Source organism: Cryobacterium sp. CG_9.6, assembly GCF_029893365.1.
GTDB lineage: Bacteria > Actinomycetota > Actinomycetes > Actinomycetales > Microbacteriaceae > Cryobacterium.
Map to the genome: position 1 here is coordinate 1749314 of NZ_JARXUZ010000001.1, position 16824 is coordinate 1766137.

Below are 16824 nucleotides of genomic sequence, written 5' to 3' on the forward strand. Positions count from 1 at the left end.
CCGGTCAGGACGGGATTCTGGTTGGTTCCGGTGCAGCCACCGGCTGGGCGGGAAAGAGGCGGGGACGCAGCCACAGGGCCACATAGACAAGGGCAATGAGGGCGGGCACTTCGATGAGTGGTCCCACGATTCCGGCCAGTGCCTGCCCGCTCGTGGCCCCAAACGTACCGATCGCCACGGCGATGGCCAGTTCAAAGTTGTTGCCGGTGGCCGTGAACGCCAGCGTGGTCGTTCGCTCATAGGGCAGACCCGCCAGCTTGCCCACACCAAACCCGAGAAGAAACATCACGGCGAAGTAGACGAGCATGGGGAGCGCAATGCGGAGCACGTCGAGTGGGGCGGCTAAGACCTGCTCACCCTGCAGGGCAAAGAGCAGCACGATGGTGAAGAGCAGCCCGTAGAGAGCGAACGGTCCCACGCGGGGGAGAAATTTCGCCTCGTACCAGTCGCGGCCGCGGCGTGCTTCTCCAATTCGACGCGACAGGTAGCCCGCAACCAGCGGAATCCCCAGAAAGACAAGAACGCTCACGGTGATGGCCCAGAAAGAAAAGTCTGCGCTCGTGGTGGGAAGTCCCAACCAGCCGGGCAGGATCTGCAGATAGAACCAGCCGAGGGCTCCAAAGGCAATGACCTGAAAAACGGAGTTCACGGCCACGAGGAACGCGGCTGCCTCTCGGTCACCACAGGCCAGATCATTCCAGATGAGCACCATGGCGATGCAGCGGGCGAGGCCCACAATGATGAGTCCGGTGCGGTACTCCGGCAGATCCGGGAGGAAGATCCAGGCGAGGACGAACATGAGTGCCGGCCCGAGGATCCAGTTGAGCAGCAGAGAGGACACCAGCAGGCGCCTGTCGCCGGCAACGGCCCGGGCATCGGAATATCGTACTTTCGCGAGGACCGGATACATCATGACCAGCAGGCCCAGAGCGATGGGAATACTCACCGTTCCGATCGAGAACGCGTGTAGGGCGTTGCCCACAGCGGGTACGTATGCGGCGAGGAGGAGGCCGACGCCCATGGCGGCGAGGATCCACACCGGAAGGTAACGGTCGGTGAGACCGAGTCGGGGCGCGGAGACCGGTGAGGACCGGGTGGCGGCGGGAAATGGTGCGGGAGAAATCATTGGGCGCGGTCGCCTCCACGGTAAGATCGAATTGCATCGATGTTGAAAGTCTGACGAATATATCGATGCTTGTCAATCTGACCCTGTCGTTACCTGTGGAGAGGATGTTCTCGTGCCGTCAACCGCGATGCTGCCCCTGATCGACGTGAGCGCTCACCGAGTGGCCGCAACCCGGGTGCTGACCCCGGAGCGGGCCAGCGAGATGGCGCGCACGTTCAAGGCCATCTCCGACCCCACGCGCTTGCGCCTCATCACCATGATCGCCGGGCATCAGAACGCCGAGGCCTGTGTGTGCGATCTCACCGCGCCCCTCGATCTCGGACAGCCGACCGTGTCCCATCACCTGAAGATTCTTGTTGAGGCCGGCATCCTCAAGAGAGAGCAGCGTGGCACCTGGGCGTACTACACGCTGGTACACGGCGCGCTGGATTCCCTTGCGCAGCTGCTCGTCTCCCTTGAGTCGGCCTCTCCGATAGCTGGCGGAAACACGACTGAAACGCCCAATCCGTAAGCTCACCCGTAGACCACCGGAATCCACCGCACCGGGACCGTGTCTGCGAGCCAAGGGAGCGTTACCGTGTCCACTCTTCCGATCAATCCGCCGCCGCGACTGTTGATGGGCCCCGGCCCGATCAACGCTGACCCTCGGGTTCTGCGGGCCATGTCTGCCCAACTGCTCGGCCAGTTCGACCCGGTCATGACCGAGTATATGAACGAGACCCAGGCGCTCTACCGTGACGTGTTCGACACCAGCAATGAGCACACACTTCTCGTGGACGGCACCTCGCGTGCCGGGATCGAGGCCGCGCTGGTGTCGCTCATCGAGCCCGGCGATCGGGTGCTCGTTCCCGTCTTCGGTCGGTTCGGGCTTCTGCTGGCCGAGATTGCCGAACGAGCGGGTGCCGAGGTGCATGTGCGTCACGTGGAGTGGGGGCAGGTGTTCACGGCGGAGGCTATCGAGCAGGCGATCGTAGAAACCCGGCCGCAACTCCTGGCTGTCGTGCACGGCGACACCTCCACCACCATGATGCAGCCGCTGGCCGAGCTGGGGGATATCTGCTCCCGACACGGTGTTCTCTTTTACACCGACGTCACGGCGTCGCTCGGCGGTAATGCCTTTCAGGCGGATGCCTGGGGCCTCGACGCCGTGACGGCCGGCCTCCAAAAATGCCTCGCCGGTCCCTCGGGAACAGCGCCCGCCACATTCTCGCCCCGTGCGGCAGCGGTCATCCGCTCTCGCTCCCACGTGGAGGCCGGGATTCGCGAAACCGGCGATGTGCTGGCGCACCGCCCCATCCGCTCCAACTACTTTGACCTGTCGATGCTCTTCGACTACGGGGGTGCCCGGCGACTCAACCACCACACCGAGGCGACAACCGCGCTGTATGGCGCACGGGAATGTGCCCGCCTCCTCGTGGACGAGGGAATGTCGGCCGCGATTGAGCGGCATCGGCTCCACGGCTCGGCCATGCTGGCGGGCGTTCAGGGCCTCGGGCTGAGCGTATTCGGTGACCTCGAACATCGCATGAATAATGTTGTGGCGGTGTGGATTCCGGACGGGGTGAATGGTGACGAGGTGCGCGGGGTGATGCTGAACGACTTTGGAATTGAAATTGGAACGTCGTTTGGGCCCCTGCACGGACAGGTGTGGCGAATTGGCACCATGGGCTACAACGCCCGGAAAGACGCGGTGCTCACCACACTGGCCGTGCTGGAACAGGTGCTGCGTCGCTCGGGTGCCCGGGTTGCCGGTGGCGGGGGAGTTGGAGCAGCCCTGGACCGCTACGACGATGCCGCCCGGCCCGGAGTAAGCCCGGAGACCGGTTCGATGTCAGCGGCGAGCGCCGTGGCCGGCCCACGCCTCGCAGCCTCATGACGACCGAGCATCAGGCCGGCGCACCGAGCAGCACCGGCGCACCGAGCAGCACCGGCGCACCGAGCAGCACCGTCGCGGCGGCCCGCATCCTGGAACGCTGTGATGTGCTCGCCACCCATACGTCACGCAGCGACGGTCTCATTGAGCGCGTCTACCTGTCGCCGGAGCACACGGCCGTGAATACCCTCACCGCTGGGTGGATGACCGAGGCGGGCCTCGACACCTGGCAGGACGCCGCCGGTAACCAGTGTGCACGCCGAGAGGGTGTTACTGCCGGGTTGCCGGCGCTCCTGCTCGGGTCTCATCTTGATACGGTTCCCGCGGCTGGCCGGTACGACGGAATTCTGGGCGTGCTGGTGGCTATTGCCGTCGCCGAGCGCATCGGCGCCTCCGGTACTGAGCTGCCCTTCGCCCTGGAAGTGGTGGCTTTTGGCGACGAGGAGGGCACCCGCTTCGGCACGACGCTGCTCGGAAGTCGCGCCCTGGACGGTACCTGGCAACCGGAGTGGCTGAAGCTACGGGATGCGCAGGGCGTGAGCCTGGCGGAGGCGTTCACCGCTTTCGGGCTCGATCCGGCGGCACTCGACACGGCCGCACGACGCCCCGCGGAGCTGCTCGGCTATCTGGAGGTGCACATTGAGCAGGCTCCCGTTCTCTTCGACTCCCACCGCGCTCTCGGCATCGTCACGTCAATTGCGGGTGCCGTTCGACGCCAGATCACCATTGAGGGCCACGCTGGTCACGCAGGTACCCCGTGGCACGCACGCCGTGATGCGCTTGCCGGGGCGAGCGAGGCCATTCTCGCCATCGAAACCGTCGCCCGATCCACGGGACTCATCGCCACCGTGGGTCACCTGCAGGTCTTTCCTGACGCGGTCAACGTCATCCCCGGTCGGGTGGAGTTCAGCCTCGACCTTCGCGGCGAGCACGACGCGCAGCGGGACGCGGGTTGGGCGCGCATCACCGCCGCGCTGGGGACGGCGTGCGAGCGCCGAGGGCTCACGTTCACGACCGTGCAGACGCACACCGCGGCCGCGGCCCACTGTAGCCCGCGACTGCGGGCGGCGATGGCGGCCGGCATCCGCTGTACAGCCCAGGGAGCGGATGCTCCGGAACTGCTATCCATGGCCGGTCACGACGCCATGGCGGTGGCGGCCATCACCGAGATCGGCATGCTCTTTGTACGGTGCACGAACGGGGTGAGTCATCATCCCGACGAGGCGGTGACGGAGGCGGATGTGGCCGCAGCCATCGACGCTCTCGAGGGGGCCGTGCTGGCCCTGGCCGCCGAGTACGTCCAGCACGCATGAGCGGCACGAGCGCGATCAGCGCGGTGGGGGTGGTGTGTCGACGTCCTCACCCGTGCTGAGGTCCCCGCACTCGACTGACTCCGCGCGGTGAGCGCTCAGATAGGCGCGGGCACCGGTGTCGCCCGTGAGGGTGGCAGCGAGGTGGGCCCAGTGCACCCGGCCGAGTACGACCGGGTGGCCCGGGCGGCCACCGAAACGCGCCTGCCGCAGAGTGGCGGCGTGCGCGGGCGGGCAGGGGGTCACACCCGTGTCGGCCCCCAGCAGGCGCCGCACGGTTGCGGAGTTCAAGTCGGGAACGTCCACGGGCACCACGGCGAGCGCCACCGGCGTGGGTGTGAGGTCGGCTGCCGCCTCCAGCCCGGCCCGAAGAGACGCCGAGAGCCCGGCGGCCCACTCGGCGGCCTGAACCACCACCAGGGGCGTCTGGTGTATCCGGGGCGGCAGGGAGTCGGCCGCCTCCAGTCCGTGGGCACCGAGTACAACGATGATCGGTGAGCATCCGCTGGCCTCGAGCGTGTCGATGGCGTGGGCCAGCCAGCCCACCCCGTCGGTCTCGACGAGAGCTTTGGGTTGCCCATAACGCGTGCCCGCACCGGCAGCGAGAATGAGGCCGGCGACAGGTGCGATCAGGAAGGACATACCTCATCGTATGGTCTCCTCGTGGCGGAGGCTCTAGGCTGATCGAGCACACGACCCGTACTGATCGATCTGTAGGGAGAGTATGAAGAACGTAGAAACTCAGAAACTGCGCCAGTGGCTCGAATCGTGCCTCGCTGTTCCGCGGTGGATCGACGGTGTTATTGCCCGTGGGCCCTTCACGAGCGCCGCCGACCTGCTGCTCGCCGCCCGGGAGGAGGCGACGCCGCTCAGCCCGCACGAAATCGATCAGGCGCTCGCCGGGCATCCCCGCATCGGTGAGAAGGCGGCCGGCTCATCGCAGGCCAGCGAGTTCTCCCGCGGTGAGCAGAAGGCGCTGGGCGCGCACGATCAGGCGCTCGCCGAGGCCATTGCGGAAGGCAATCGCGCCTACGAACAACGATTTGGCCGGATCTTTCTCATTCGTGCCGCGGGACGCTCCCATACCGAGATTCTGAACGAACTTGATCGGCGACTGCAGCTGGACGACGACGCCGAACTCACCACCGTGGCCAATGAACTGCGTGATATTGCGCTGCTTCGCCTTGCGCGGCTTGCCGCCCGGGCGTCGGAGTGACTCCGTCCGCTCACACGTCGCCGAGTCGCGTCACAACCCACGTGCTCGACACGGTGCGGGGCGCTGCCGCCGCCGGGCTCGCCGTCACGCTCGAGCAGCACACGATGGAGGGCTGGCTCCTCCTGGCCACGGGACGCACGGATGCCGACGGCCGGGTCACCGACCTCGGCCCCGCCGATCTTGCCCCGGGTCGCTTCCGGCTGAGCTTTGACACGGGTGCCTGGTTCGCTGCGGCCGGAGAGAGCACCTTTTACCCCCAGGTGCAGATCACCTTCGAGATTCGTGACGCCGAGGCCCATTATCACGTGCCCCTGCTGCTGAGCCCGTTCGCGTACAGCACCTACCGCGGGAGCTGAGGGCCCAGCCCCGGCCCAGCGCCGGGCTCACACGAGGCCGGTGTACGAGTCCCACGCGGGGCCGGCATCCGGTGCATCGTCGTGCAGCACCGTCGTCTGAATCAGACCGTAGGGACGGTCGGACGCGTGGAACACCTCGTTCGTGTTTTCCACCCCGAACGGTGAGAGGTCATAGAGGAAGTGGTGCTTGTTCGGTGCGGAGAGCCGCACCTCCGCGATGAAGGAACACTCTTCGAGAACGGCTTTGCCCATCTCGTAGAGCGTCTGCTGCAGGGCGAGGGAATGCACCCGGGCGAACTGGGAAATGAGAATGCCGGTGATCTGGGCGTACGTGGCCTCCCAATCCAGGTCGGTGACCGTGAAACGCCAGGCGGCGGTAAGTGAGGTGGCCATCACCCGGTCATTCGTGGGCTGGAGCAGAGTGTAGGGGTCCTGCATAAACCCGGTGAATTCCGAACCGGTTGACTTCAAAATGGTGAGATCCTTGAGTCCGCCAATCACCCAGCACCGTTGGTGATCGCCTATACCGTCCACGGTGACGGCGGCCGTGCGGGTTTCCTGCCCCCGACGCACCCACGTGTGGTCGTGCGGGGAACCGTCGAGGTCCACGCGCTCCCAGGCGAATTCCTCCACCTCCACGCGCGCACTGTGCACGGGCTCAATGTGGTCGACAAAGTGGGTGGCGAGAGTGAGGGCGTAGCTCTCAATCGACAGCAGACCCTTTTCTTTGGCAAACGAATAGGCCGTCTGCTTTTGCGTGTCGGTGGGTAACACCTGCGACTGATCGCCCGCGAGGTGAGCGGCGGCAAAGTCTCCCCGCAGCGCCGTGGACACGCTCACATCATGAATCTCGTGCCGGGGAGTGTCCCGGTAGATGCGCACGATGCGGTTCTCCGCCTTGCCGTAGCGGTTGGAACCGAGAATGATCGCCATGGTGTTCTCCTTGCCTGAGCCGTGCCGATGGGGGAATGCTTAGCGGGTGAGCAGCGCTCCTGACCGGGGTACTCCTGACCGGGGTGAGTGGATGCCGGTGCTCTCGAACACGGACCGCCCGGCTACCCAGGTGGCATGCACCACCCCGGTCAGGAGCACCCCGTCAAAGGCGGTGACGGGGTTCCGATGCAGCAGCTCGGTTGCCTGAACCCGAAACGTGTCGTGCGGCGCAAAGGCGACGAGGTCGGCATCCGCTCCCACCTGGATGCGCCCCTTGGTGGGGAGGCCGGCGAATCGGGCGGTGGCTCCACTCATCCACTCCACCACTTGGTCGAGACCGATGCCGCGTTCGCGAGCCCGGGTCCACACGGCCGGCAGACTCACCTGGAGGCCCGAGATTCCGCCCCAGGCGCGGGCAAAGTCCCCGCCGTGGCCGAGTTTGAGGTCGAGCGTGGCCGGCGAGTGGTCGGAGGCGATGAAATCGATCACACCGTCTTCCAGCCCCTGCCAGAGCAGATGCTGGTTGGCGCGCGACCGGATGGGTGGGCAGCAGGTGAAGGCCGTGAGCCCGTCAGCAATCTCCTCGGCCGTGAAGCTCAGGTAGTGCGGGCAGGTCTCCACCGTGATCGGCAGCCCGCAGGCTTTCGCCTCCCGAAGCTGCGGGAGCGCGGCGGCCGAAGACAGGTGCAGAATGTGCGCGCGCACGCCGGTGCGCTGCACCACGTCGATCACGGTTGCGATGGCTGCGTGCTCGGCGGCGTCGGGGCGACCGGCCACGAAGTCCTGGTACCGGGGTCCGCTCACGTGGGGTGCAGCCAGCAGCACGGCCGGGTCTTCGGCGTGCACGAGCAGGAGGCCGTCAAACTCGGCGATTTCGGCGCCGGCAGCGTGCAGCTGGGCGGTGCTCAGGGCCGGAAACTCGTCAACTCCGGAGTCGGAGAGAAAAGCCTTGAAGCCGAATACTCCCGCATCGTGCAGCGAGCGGAGGGTGCCGAGGGTGCCGGGTATGACGCCGCCCCAGAATCCCACATTCACGGTTGCCTGCGGCTGCGCGGCCGCACGCTTGAGCTCCAGGGCCGCCACGGTCACCGTCGGTGGAATGCTGTTGAGCGGCATGTCGATCAGGGTTGTGACACCGCCGGCGGCGGCCGCCGCGGTGGCACTCGCAAAGCCCTCCCACTCGGTGCGCCCGGGTTCGTTCACATGCACGTGCGTGTCGACGATGCCGGGCAGGAGCACGTGGCCCGGCGGGAGGATGATCTCCCGGGTGGAACCTGTCGGCGCAGTACCTGTCGGCGCCTCACTCAGTGGCGCGTCACGGGGACCCAGATGCGTGATGACTCCGTTGTGCACATGCACGGTGAGGGGGGCGAATCCCTCCGGAGTGAGCACGGCGTCGGCGCGAATCACCAGGTGTTGATCGCGCATGGTGGGTTCCCCTCAGCCCGCGACATCGCGGGAGCGCGTCGGTGTCATCACACTAGTGACGTGCAGGACTCCGCATGGGGGCCTGCGGAAACGTGTGTGAAACACGCGCGGATCGGGCAGCACCCGAGCGGCGAATGGGGAAATGAGCCGGAAACGCAGCGCCTTTTTCGCTGGTCTCCGGCGCGAACTCAGCGGGGCTGCTGCAGCAGACGCCAAATTCGGTCGCGCGACATGGGCAGCTCGTAGGGCCGCACACCGATGGCATCCCGCACCGCGTTCGCCAGCGCCGGCGCAACCGGGTTGTAGGTCGATTCGCTCATGGACTTGGCACCGTAGGGGCCGAGGTCGTCGGTGGTCTCGGCGAAATACACCTCGGTCACGGGAAGGTCGACAAGCTGGGGAATGTGGTAATTGCGCAGCACCCGCGTGGTGACGGTGCCTGCACCATCGAGGGTGACCTCCTCGAACAGTGCCGTGCCGATGGCCTGGGCCACCCCACCCTCAACCTGGCCCCGGGTCTGCTCCGGATTGATGACGAAACCGGCGTCCGCGGCCTGAATGGACTGCAAAATTCGAATCTCGCCCGTGAGGGTGTTCACGGCCACCCGAAAGGCGTGCACGTTGAAGGCCAGTGAGCGGCGGCTGCCGTCTTCGACCCCGCGTGCGGTCAGATCAGCAGTGTCCGCGGCAGCAATAACCTCGGACAGGGGCAGGAACTCGTCTCCGGAGGCGAGCCCATCGCTGTGGAGCGTCCAGGTGTCGGTGCGTCCGCGCATCCGCTCGGCCGTGCTGGTAAGGCGCTGCGCGAGAGTGGTGGCGGCACCAAGAATGGCCTTGCCGGCAATCACCACTCCGGCCGAGCCAAAGGCACCGGTGTCGTAGGCGGAGGTGTCCGTGTCCGAGTGCAGAACATCGATCTGGTCCGGTGTGGTGCCGAGGGCCGTGGCGGCGATCTGGGTGTGCACCGTCGTGGTGCCGTTGCCGAATTCCGTGGTTCCCACCCGCACGGTGTAGCGTCCCGTGCTCTCCAGCGTGACGGATGCCTCGCAGCGGTGGCCGCGCGGGGGAGTCGTGGCGATCATGGACGAGGCCATACCCTCGCCGACCCGCCACTCGTCGCCTCGTGGCTCCGGGGTGTTGTTGCCTCGGGCCAACGCTGACTGGGCGAGATCGAGGCACTGGTCCAGCCCGTAGCTGCCAAAAATGAGGTCTGGTCCCTCGGTGTGGGTGACCACCAGCGGATCGCCCGGGAGCACCGAGTTGATGCGTCGCAGATCGAAGGGATTGATCTTCAGTTCGCGGGCGAGGTCGTCGAGTGCACTCTCCACGGCAAAGATCATCTGACCGAGGCCATAGCCGCGGAAGGCGCCCGACGGGGGGTTATTTGTGTAGACGCACTGGGCATCCACTCGCTTGTTGGGAACACGGTACAGCGCAACCGACTCGGAGCTGCCGTGATACATGACGCCGGGTCCATGATTGCCGTAGGCACCGGTGTCGGACAGGACGCCCAGGGTGAGGGCCGTAAGTGCACCGGAGGCGGTCGCGCCGAGCGTTACGTCCACACGGATGGGGTGACGCACCGGTGCGATGGTGAACTCATCGGTGCGCGTGAATTCGTACTGCACCGGGCGACCGGTGGTCAGAACGGCCAGGGCCACGACGTCTTCGGTCAGGATCTCCTGCTTTCCACCGAAGCCGCCTCCCACGCGGGCGGTGAAAACGCGCACGTCGTCGATGCTCAGGTCGAAGAGGCGACAAATCTCGGTGCGCACCAAAAAGGGTACCTGCGAACTCGTGCGGAGCACCAGACGGTCGTTTTCCATCCAGCCGATCGTCCCGTGCGTTTCGAGCGCGACATGGGCGATGCGTTGGGTCTGCCAGCGGCCGGAGACGACGGTGGTGGCGTCCGTGAGGCCGGCCGTTACATCACCGTGCTCACCGTGCATCTCGGCAACCAGGTTGCGCTGCGGATCGGCCACGCGGGAGATCAGGGCATTCTTGTCGCCGTGCACGAGCGCCGCTCCGGCTTCGAGCGCTTCCTCAGGGTCGAAGACGGCACGAAGGTGGTCATATTCCACCGTGATGAGACGGCAGGCGGCCTCGGCAATGGCAATGGAGTCGGCCACGACGGCGGCCACGCGCTGCCCGCGAAAGCGCAGTACGGTGTCGAAGACTCGCGTGTCGTCGGGATCGTCGAGGCGGTCCTCGTGCCGGGCGGTGGAAAACAGCACATCGGGAGAATCCAGGTGCGTCAACACCGCGTGCACGCCCGGAAGCGCCAGCGCCGCGCTCGTGTCCAGAGCTGCAATGCGCGCACTGGCGTGCGGGCTCGCCAGAATGGCCAGGTGGAGGAGGCCAGGTACCTGCACATCCAGCGTGTAGGACTCCTGGCCGGTGACGATGCGCTCGGCTGCCGGTGCTCGAAGTGACGTGCCGACGCGCCCGCTCGGGTCGGCCGGTTTGTCGGCCGCCGGACGGGTGCGCACAATGGGGCCGAGGGTCGACGGGCGCACAGCTGGCGAGCCATCACTCGGTGTGTGCGTGCCGCGGATGGCATCGTCGATGGAGCGGTAGCCGGTGCAGCGGCACAGGTTGCCCTTCAGGAGACGCGGCAGGTCGTGCAGGTCGTGCTCGGTGAGTGTGGAGGCGGTCACGATCATGCCCGCCGTGCAGAAACCGCACTGGAACCCCGCGGCGTCGACGAACTTCTGCTGCACCGGTGCGAGATTGCCCGGCTGGCCGAGGCCCGCCACCGTGGTGATGGCCGTACCCTCGGCACGGAAGGCCGGGTAGATGCAGGAATGAATGGGGGTGCCGTCCACGAGTACGGAGCACGCGCCACAGTCGCCCGTGTCGCAGCCCTTCTTGACGTCCTGATGGCCCGCGTCGCGCAGCAGGGTACGGAGGCTCTGGCCTGCCGCGGGGGAGACCTCCAGGGGTTCACCATTGACCGTGATCATCGGTTGTCCTCGTCCTCGTTCTCGTTCTGGTTTTCGTCTTCGTTCAGTTCCTGACGGATTTCCTCGGCAAGCACACCGCTTACGGCCTGGCGCCAGTCGGCCGCCCCGTGGGCGTCGGTGAACCAGTCGGTGATGGCGTCAATGTCGCTGCGCAGGCGTGTCTGTGGGGGGATGCCCGCGTACCGCAGTTGCACGGGACGAATCGTGCCCCCCGTCACGGTGATCACGAAGGTCCCGTCGACATCCAACCGGCCGGCCAGAACGGCCCCGGACCGCCCGAGCGGAGACAGGGCGATCTTGCGAAACGCGGTGCGCGCCCCGAGCTGCGCGGACCGCAGGTGGATGGACCGCAGCACATCGCCCTCGTTCAGCACGGTGGACATGTTTCCGGTGACGAAGGCGACCGCCGGCATCCGCTCGTCGCTGCCGTCGGCACGCCAGATGAGCACCTCGGCATCGAGCGCAACCGCCAGGGTGATCATGGGGCCGGCGGGCAGTGCGGTGGCGAGGTTTCCGCCGACCGTTGCCACATTCCACACCTTGAAGGACCCGAACAGGGCGGCGCAGCACTGGTAGAAAAGCGGATGCGCGGTCCACCCCGCTTCGGCGGGCAGTCGGGACAATTCGGCAAACGTGCACGTTGCCGCGATCTCCAGCCCCGCGTCCGTGACGGTGAGCGCCGGCCAGTCGAAGGTGGCCAAATCGACGAGACCGGTCAAGTGGATGCGAGGGTCGGCATAGAGTTCCGAGCCGCCAGCCAGCGGCACCACGCCGCCACCCAGGGCGCGCAGGTCGTCGCGGTGTCGGGCGGGGATGACGCTCGTCACGGTGTTGAGGTCCATGTTTCCTCCGACGGAAGCTGACCCGTCGGCTGACGGCTCGGCCCCCGGAACGCGGTGCGGTGAACGGACCCGGTGAGCGCCGATGGGCACCGGGGTAGACACCAAGTCCATCCCGGCAACAGTCTCCGGTCACATCAGACTTGTGCCTTCAATGCTAAGCGACAGTGTGGCGTTCACGTAACGCTCGGCGTCCCCCGTGCGGGTGAGGCGCACACACCGTGTGAATATGCTCGCGGGGTGTCTGTCGCCGCTAAATGTCGATGGTGTAAATGAGGGATTCCTGAACCATGCCGAGCCACTCGTACAGTTCACGCAGGAACGGCTCCTCCTCGCCCTCCAGCTGAATGCGGCCATCGGGGGACATGATCAGGCGCTCCGCGAGAGTGAGTCGCAGGTCGTTCAGGGTGCGCAGCCACGATTGCACTGCTGCCGGATCGATGTCCAGGGTGACCGCCGTGCGGGGCACGGGCTTCTGTCGGCGGGTTCGCGGGGTCTTCGCGGTCTCCTCGACCAGGGCCGCCGGGGTATCAACGAGAGCCGCACGCAGTGTGGCGAGCACGACGCGGGCGTTGAAGACCTTCGCCTCGATCAGATCGCCCGCCGTGAAGCGGCGAAATTCCTGGGTTGCCTCGTCATCGCCGGGGTAGGCATCCGGCAACATTCGCCGTAACGCGGGGTCAGCGGATGCCACGGTCACGTCTTCGCCGGCGCGCTCGAGCATCTCCACCAGCTGTTCCACCGCCAGTTTGAGCAGGTCGACCTCGATCGGCTCGAATCGGCCCAGGAGGTCTCCGGAGTCCGCGAGGCCGAAGCGCGTCACGAGTCTGCCTTGGCGAGCGTGGCCCAGAGCCCATACCCGTGCATGGCTTCGACGTGGCGTTCCATTGCCTCCCGGTTACCCGTGGCGACGACGGACTTGCCGTTGTGATGAACCTGCAGCATGAGCCGCTCGGCCTCCTCCGGGGTGACGCCAAAGTAGCTGCGGAATACATACGACACATAGGACATGAGGTTGACCGGGTCGTTCCACACCAGCGTCACCCAGGGGCGATCGAGGACCGCGTTGGGGCGCACATCGAGGAGTGGGTCTGTGACAGTCACGCTCTAAGGGTGTCACGGCTTCTGGTTGATTTCCACCCCACACACCGGGGCGGTCACTGTCTGCGCGGCGCAAAACACAAACCGCGGAAGGGAATATCCTTGAGGAATGACCTCTCTCGTTTCCCCAACCGTGACGGCTCCCACGCTGACCGCCGTCGAGGTTGAACGCATCCGTAACGACTTCCCCATTCTGGGACAGCGGGTGAATGGGCATCCACTCAACTACCTGGATTCGGGCGCCACGTCGCAGAATCCGATCAGCGTGATGGAAGCCGAGCAGGAATACTACGAGCAGCGCAACGCCGCCGTGCACCGGGGGGCGCACACCCTCGCTGTCGGAGCGACGGAGGTGTTTGAAGCCGCCCGCGAGACGGTCGCCGCGTTCATTGGCGCATCGAGCGACGAGCTGGTGTGGACATCAAACGCTACCGAAGCCATCAACCTCGTGACCTACTCGTTCTCCAACGCATCGCTGGGGCTGGGGGGAGGGGCCGCGAAACGGTTCGCGCTCGGCGCCGGCGACGAGATCGTGGTTACCGAGATGGAGCACCACGCCAACCTCATCCCCTGGCAGCAACTGGCCCTGCGGACCGGGGCCACGCTTCGGTTCATTCCCATTCTCGACGACGGCACCCTTGACCTAATTGCGGCGGCGGAGATTGTGGGCACCCACACCCGGGTGCTGGCCTTCAGCCATGCGTCCAACGTGACGGGGATCATCAACCCCGTGGCCGAACTCGTGCGTCTCGCTCGGCGGGTGGGTGCGCTGGTGCTTCTGGACGCCTGCCAATCCGCGCCGCACTTTGCCATGAACGTCGTTGACCTCGACGTGGACTTTGTCGTCTTCTCCGGCCACAAGATGCTCGGTCCCACCGGAATCGGGGCGCTCTACGGCAAGGCCGACGTGCTGGCCGATATGCCGCCGTTTCTAACGGGTGGCTCCATGATCACCACGGTGAGCATGGAGAAAGCCGAATTCCTCGCGCCGCCGCAGCGCTTTGAGGCGGGAACCCAGCGCATTTCCCAGGCAATCGCGCTCGCCGCGGCTGTGGACTACCTGCGGGAAACGGGTATGGACAAAATTGGGGGCTGGGACAAGGAGCTCGGTCAGCGTCTCGTTGCCGGTCTGGGGGAGATTCCGGGTGTGCGTGTGCTGGGTCCCGGAGTCGGTGTGGAGCGACTCGGACTGGCCAGTTTCGACCTGGCCGGTGTGCACGCCCACGATGTGGGTCAGTACCTCGACGACGCGGGTATTGCCGTGCGCGTGGGGCACCACTGCACGCAGCCGCTGCATCGCCGTCTGGGCGTGACCGCGTCGACCCGGGCAAGCACGTATCTGTACACGACAACCGACGAGGTGGATGAGTTCCTCGCGACACTTCGTGAAGTGGCACCATTTTTCGGAGTGACTGCGTGAGCGACCTGCAGCAGCTGTACCAGACCATTATTCTCGACCATGCGAAGGCGAAGCACGGTTCGTCGGTGGAGCCGCTCGTGCCGCTGGATTCGTCGGCAGCTGCGCGGGTAGCCGAGTCGCACCAGGTGAACACGTCCTGCGGCGACGAGGTGACCATGCGCGTCACCCTCGGCGCGGTGGGTACCGAGCAACGAGTGGAGGAGCTGGTGTGGCGAGGCGAGGGGTGCTCGATTTCTGTCGCATCCGCTTCGGTGCTCACGGACACGCTGCGGGGTCTTCGCGTTATGGAGGCTCGCTCCCTGCTGGAGACGTTCCGTGACATGCTGCGCTCGCGCGGAAAGATCGAACCCGACGAAGAGGTGCTCGGCGATGCCGCGGCCTTTGCTGGCGTCTCGCGTTATCCGGCGCGGGTCAAGTGCGCCATGTTGCCCTGGGTTGCCTTCGAGGCCGCTCTGGCGGAGGCCGAGTCGCGGCCCTGACTCCGCGTGAGCGCTGGTAGAGCGCACACACCCTCTCGCTGGTTGAGCGCGAGATTACGAGTTCCCCGTTGGTTGAGCGCGAGCTTGCGAGCCCCTATCGCTGGTTGAGCGCGAGCTTGCGAGTAGTCGAAACCCGGTGAGCCGATTTTCAGAGTTGGCTCACGGGTTCGAGACGCTGGCAAAAGGCGTGCCTGCTCCTCGACCAGCGGGGTCGGGCGCGCTTCCCTCGTCGCCGCTACGAATATCGGGTGGGGCTACGGTAATCCGGTAGTTGTCAACCTGCTTGAGACAGTAGGTGGGTGTTGATGCCTGTGGGTTGGGGTAGTGGTGGTGCTGTGGGTGGTTGGCGGAAGCGTGTGGGGTGCTGGGCGTAGTAGGCGTCCAGTGCCCGTTGTCGTTGCGCGTGGATGAGGTGGGCGGTGCCGTCAAAGACGGATGCTGGGGTGTGCCGGCCGAGACCGCTGTGGCGGTGTTGGGTGGCATACAGGTCCAAGAAGTCCTTGGTCCATTGGCGGGCGTGATCGCGGTGATCGAATCGGTCCGGGGAGCTGGGGTCGTACTTGATGGTCTTGAACAGTGATTCTGAGAAGGGGTTGTCGTCGCTGACCCGGGGGCGAGAGTACGAGGTGATGATGCCGTTGCTCTCGAGGGCGTTGATGAGGTCTGTGGAGCGCATGGAGGACCCGTTGTCGGAGTGCACGACTGTGGGGGCGCCGTGGGTGGCGATCGCGTCGGTGAACAGTGTCACAGCGCGTTTCTTCGAGATGTAAGTCTCGATGCACCAGCCAATGGGGTAACGCGAGAACACGTCAATGATCAGGTAAAGGTAGTACCGATCGTGGTAGCTGGGTCCGTTCAATTCGGTGATGTCCCACGACCACAAATCCCCGGGCTTGAGCGTCGCGACGGCCGGAGTGCGCGGTGACGGGGAGCGCGGGGTTCGGGTGCGTCGACGATCCCCGACCAGGCGGTGAGCGTTGGCGACCCGGTAGAACGTGCGCTGCGAACACGCGAGAGTCCCGGCGTCGAAGGCGTGCCAGTACGTTTGCACCACCGATTTGTCTTCATATTTCGGCTCGCAGAGCACGGAGAGTATCGTGGCGCGCTCGTGCGTGTCCAAGGCTGCGGGTTGCCGGCGTTCGCGGTGCGGGATCGCCTCAGCCACGGGGCGGTAGTGCTGGTAGCCACGGCTGAGCCGGTAATACGTTGACCGTGGCATCCCGACCAGACGACATGCGTCCACGATCGGCATCGCCATTTCTTGGGCCAGTGCCGTGACCGTCAAGGTCAGGACAGCTTGCTTCGTTTCAGCCACGCCGCGTACTCGCCCGCGCTCATCAACGCTGGTGGGATCGGTGTTTGTTCCTCGTTCGAGCGGGTGGTGATCCCGTCCAAGAGCTCGAATGCTTTTCCCAAGATTTGTTGTGCTGCTTCGGACTGCGCGACCTTCTTCTTCAAAGCCTCGTTTTCCATCCGCAGCCGCGCCAACTCCGCACGATCGCGATTGTCCATTCTTTGTGGTGACCTCTCTGACGTTGCGACCATCGATGCCGTCCATTCTCCATCGTCGCGAGCCCTCAGCCAACGATTCACCGTGCCCTTTGCCAAGTCGAACTCGCGCAGTAACCGCACCTTCGCGCCTCGTTCCACGCACTCATCCCAGCGGCGTATGTACTCAATCCGAAACGCCAACGGAAACGACCGCCCACCATTTCTCGTTCGACCTATCGCCATATCATTCATGTCCTGCTCCGATTCAGCGTCCGTCACCACGATGTCT

17 protein-coding genes are annotated in these 16824 nt (G+C 65.6%); 7 read left to right on the forward strand and 10 right to left on the reverse strand.

What is annotated here, in order from left to right; all coding sequences use genetic code 11:
* Nucleotides 1-4: 4 nt before the first annotated feature.
* Nucleotides 5-1126: an ACR3 family arsenite efflux transporter gene (gene arsB / locus H4V99_RS07905; RefSeq protein WP_280677088.1), complete on the reverse strand. Its 1122-nt coding sequence runs from the start codon at nucleotides 1124-1126 to the stop codon at nucleotides 5-7.
* 127 nt (nucleotides 1127-1253) lie between these two features.
* On the opposite strand from arsB, the gene H4V99_RS07910 reads away from it, so the two are divergent.
* The 3 genes from H4V99_RS07910 to H4V99_RS07920 all read left to right on the forward strand — a co-directional run bounded on the left by H4V99_RS07910 (nucleotide 1254) and on the right by H4V99_RS07920 (nucleotide 4312).
* Entirely contained in the window at nucleotides 1254-1637 is a 384-nt protein-coding gene (locus H4V99_RS07910; protein ID WP_280680029.1) for a metalloregulator ArsR/SmtB family transcription factor, read from the forward strand.
* 105 nt (nucleotides 1638-1742) lie between these two features.
* Nucleotides 1743-3002, forward strand: coding sequence for an alanine--glyoxylate aminotransferase family protein (locus tag H4V99_RS07915; protein WP_280680031.1), 1260 nt, complete (start codon nucleotides 1743-1745; stop codon nucleotides 3000-3002).
* Entirely contained in the window at nucleotides 2999-4312 is a 1314-nt protein-coding gene (locus tag H4V99_RS07920; protein WP_280677090.1) for an allantoate amidohydrolase, read from the forward strand. The genes H4V99_RS07915 and H4V99_RS07920 overlap by 4 nt, the downstream gene beginning before the upstream one ends.
* 15 nt (nucleotides 4313-4327) lie before the next feature.
* On the opposite strand, the gene H4V99_RS07925 is transcribed toward H4V99_RS07920, so the two are convergent.
* On the reverse strand, nucleotides 4328-4951 hold the full coding sequence (locus H4V99_RS07925) for a nucleotidyltransferase family protein (RefSeq protein ID WP_280677092.1): 624 nt from the start codon (nucleotides 4949-4951) through the stop codon (nucleotides 4328-4330).
* A gap of 82 nt (nucleotides 4952-5033) precedes the next feature.
* Between H4V99_RS07925 and uraD the strand changes: the two genes are divergently transcribed.
* Complete coding sequence (uraD, locus tag H4V99_RS07930; RefSeq protein WP_280677094.1) at nucleotides 5034-5525, forward strand: 2-oxo-4-hydroxy-4-carboxy-5-ureidoimidazoline decarboxylase; 492 nt, start codon at nucleotides 5034-5036, stop codon at nucleotides 5523-5525.
* On the forward strand, nucleotides 5522-5881 hold the full coding sequence (gene uraH, locus H4V99_RS07935; protein ID WP_280677096.1) for a hydroxyisourate hydrolase: 360 nt from the start codon (nucleotides 5522-5524) through the stop codon (nucleotides 5879-5881). Before uraD ends, uraH begins: the two co-directional genes overlap by 4 nt.
* A gap of 27 nt (nucleotides 5882-5908) precedes the next feature.
* Here the strand turns inward: uraH and pucL are convergent, their stop codons facing one another.
* The 6 genes from pucL to clpS all read right to left on the reverse strand — a co-directional run bounded on the left by pucL (nucleotide 5909) and on the right by clpS (nucleotide 13148).
* Complete coding sequence (gene pucL / locus H4V99_RS07940; RefSeq protein WP_280677098.1) at nucleotides 5909-6814, reverse strand: factor-independent urate hydroxylase; 906 nt, start codon at nucleotides 6812-6814, stop codon at nucleotides 5909-5911.
* Between the two features lie 39 nt (nucleotides 6815-6853).
* Nucleotides 6854-8242: an allantoinase AllB gene (allB, locus tag H4V99_RS07945; RefSeq protein WP_280677100.1), complete on the reverse strand. Its 1389-nt coding sequence runs from the start codon at nucleotides 8240-8242 to the stop codon at nucleotides 6854-6856.
* 188 nt (nucleotides 8243-8430) lie between these two features.
* Nucleotides 8431-11205, reverse strand: coding sequence for a molybdopterin cofactor-binding domain-containing protein (locus H4V99_RS07950; protein WP_280677102.1), 2775 nt, complete (start codon nucleotides 11203-11205; stop codon nucleotides 8431-8433).
* Entirely contained in the window at nucleotides 11202-12047 is an 846-nt protein-coding gene (locus H4V99_RS07955; RefSeq protein ID WP_280677104.1) for an FAD binding domain-containing protein, read from the reverse strand. Before H4V99_RS07955 ends, H4V99_RS07950 begins: the two co-directional genes overlap by 4 nt.
* Before the next feature lie 250 nt (nucleotides 12048-12297).
* Nucleotides 12298-12867 carry a DUF2017 family protein gene (locus H4V99_RS07960; RefSeq protein WP_280677106.1) on the reverse strand — a complete coding sequence of 190 codons (570 nt, stop codon included), beginning with the start codon at nucleotides 12865-12867 and terminating at the stop codon, nucleotides 12298-12300.
* Nucleotides 12864-13148: an ATP-dependent Clp protease adapter ClpS gene (gene clpS, locus H4V99_RS07965; RefSeq protein WP_280677108.1), complete on the reverse strand. Its 285-nt coding sequence runs from the start codon at nucleotides 13146-13148 to the stop codon at nucleotides 12864-12866. Before clpS ends, H4V99_RS07960 begins: the two co-directional genes overlap by 4 nt.
* A gap of 106 nt (nucleotides 13149-13254) precedes the next feature.
* Between clpS and H4V99_RS07970 the strand changes: the two genes are divergently transcribed.
* Nucleotides 13255-14565, forward strand: a complete 1311-nt coding sequence (locus H4V99_RS07970) for a SufS family cysteine desulfurase (protein WP_280677119.1) — start codon at nucleotides 13255-13257, stop codon at nucleotides 14563-14565.
* Nucleotides 14562-15044, forward strand: coding sequence for a Fe-S cluster assembly sulfur transfer protein SufU (gene sufU / locus H4V99_RS07975; protein ID WP_280677121.1), 483 nt, complete (start codon nucleotides 14562-14564; stop codon nucleotides 15042-15044). The genes H4V99_RS07970 and sufU overlap by 4 nt, the downstream gene beginning before the upstream one ends.
* 274 nt (nucleotides 15045-15318) lie before the next feature.
* Here the strand turns inward: sufU and H4V99_RS07980 are convergent, their stop codons facing one another.
* Complete coding sequence (locus tag H4V99_RS07980) at nucleotides 15319-16359, reverse strand: IS3 family transposase (protein ID WP_280674510.1); 1041 nt, start codon at nucleotides 16357-16359, stop codon at nucleotides 15319-15321.
* Nucleotides 16332-16694, reverse strand: coding sequence for a hypothetical protein (locus tag H4V99_RS07985; RefSeq protein ID WP_280674508.1), 363 nt, complete (start codon nucleotides 16692-16694; stop codon nucleotides 16332-16334). Before H4V99_RS07985 ends, H4V99_RS07980 begins: the two co-directional genes overlap by 28 nt.
* Between the last annotated feature and the right edge of the window lie 130 nt (nucleotides 16695-16824).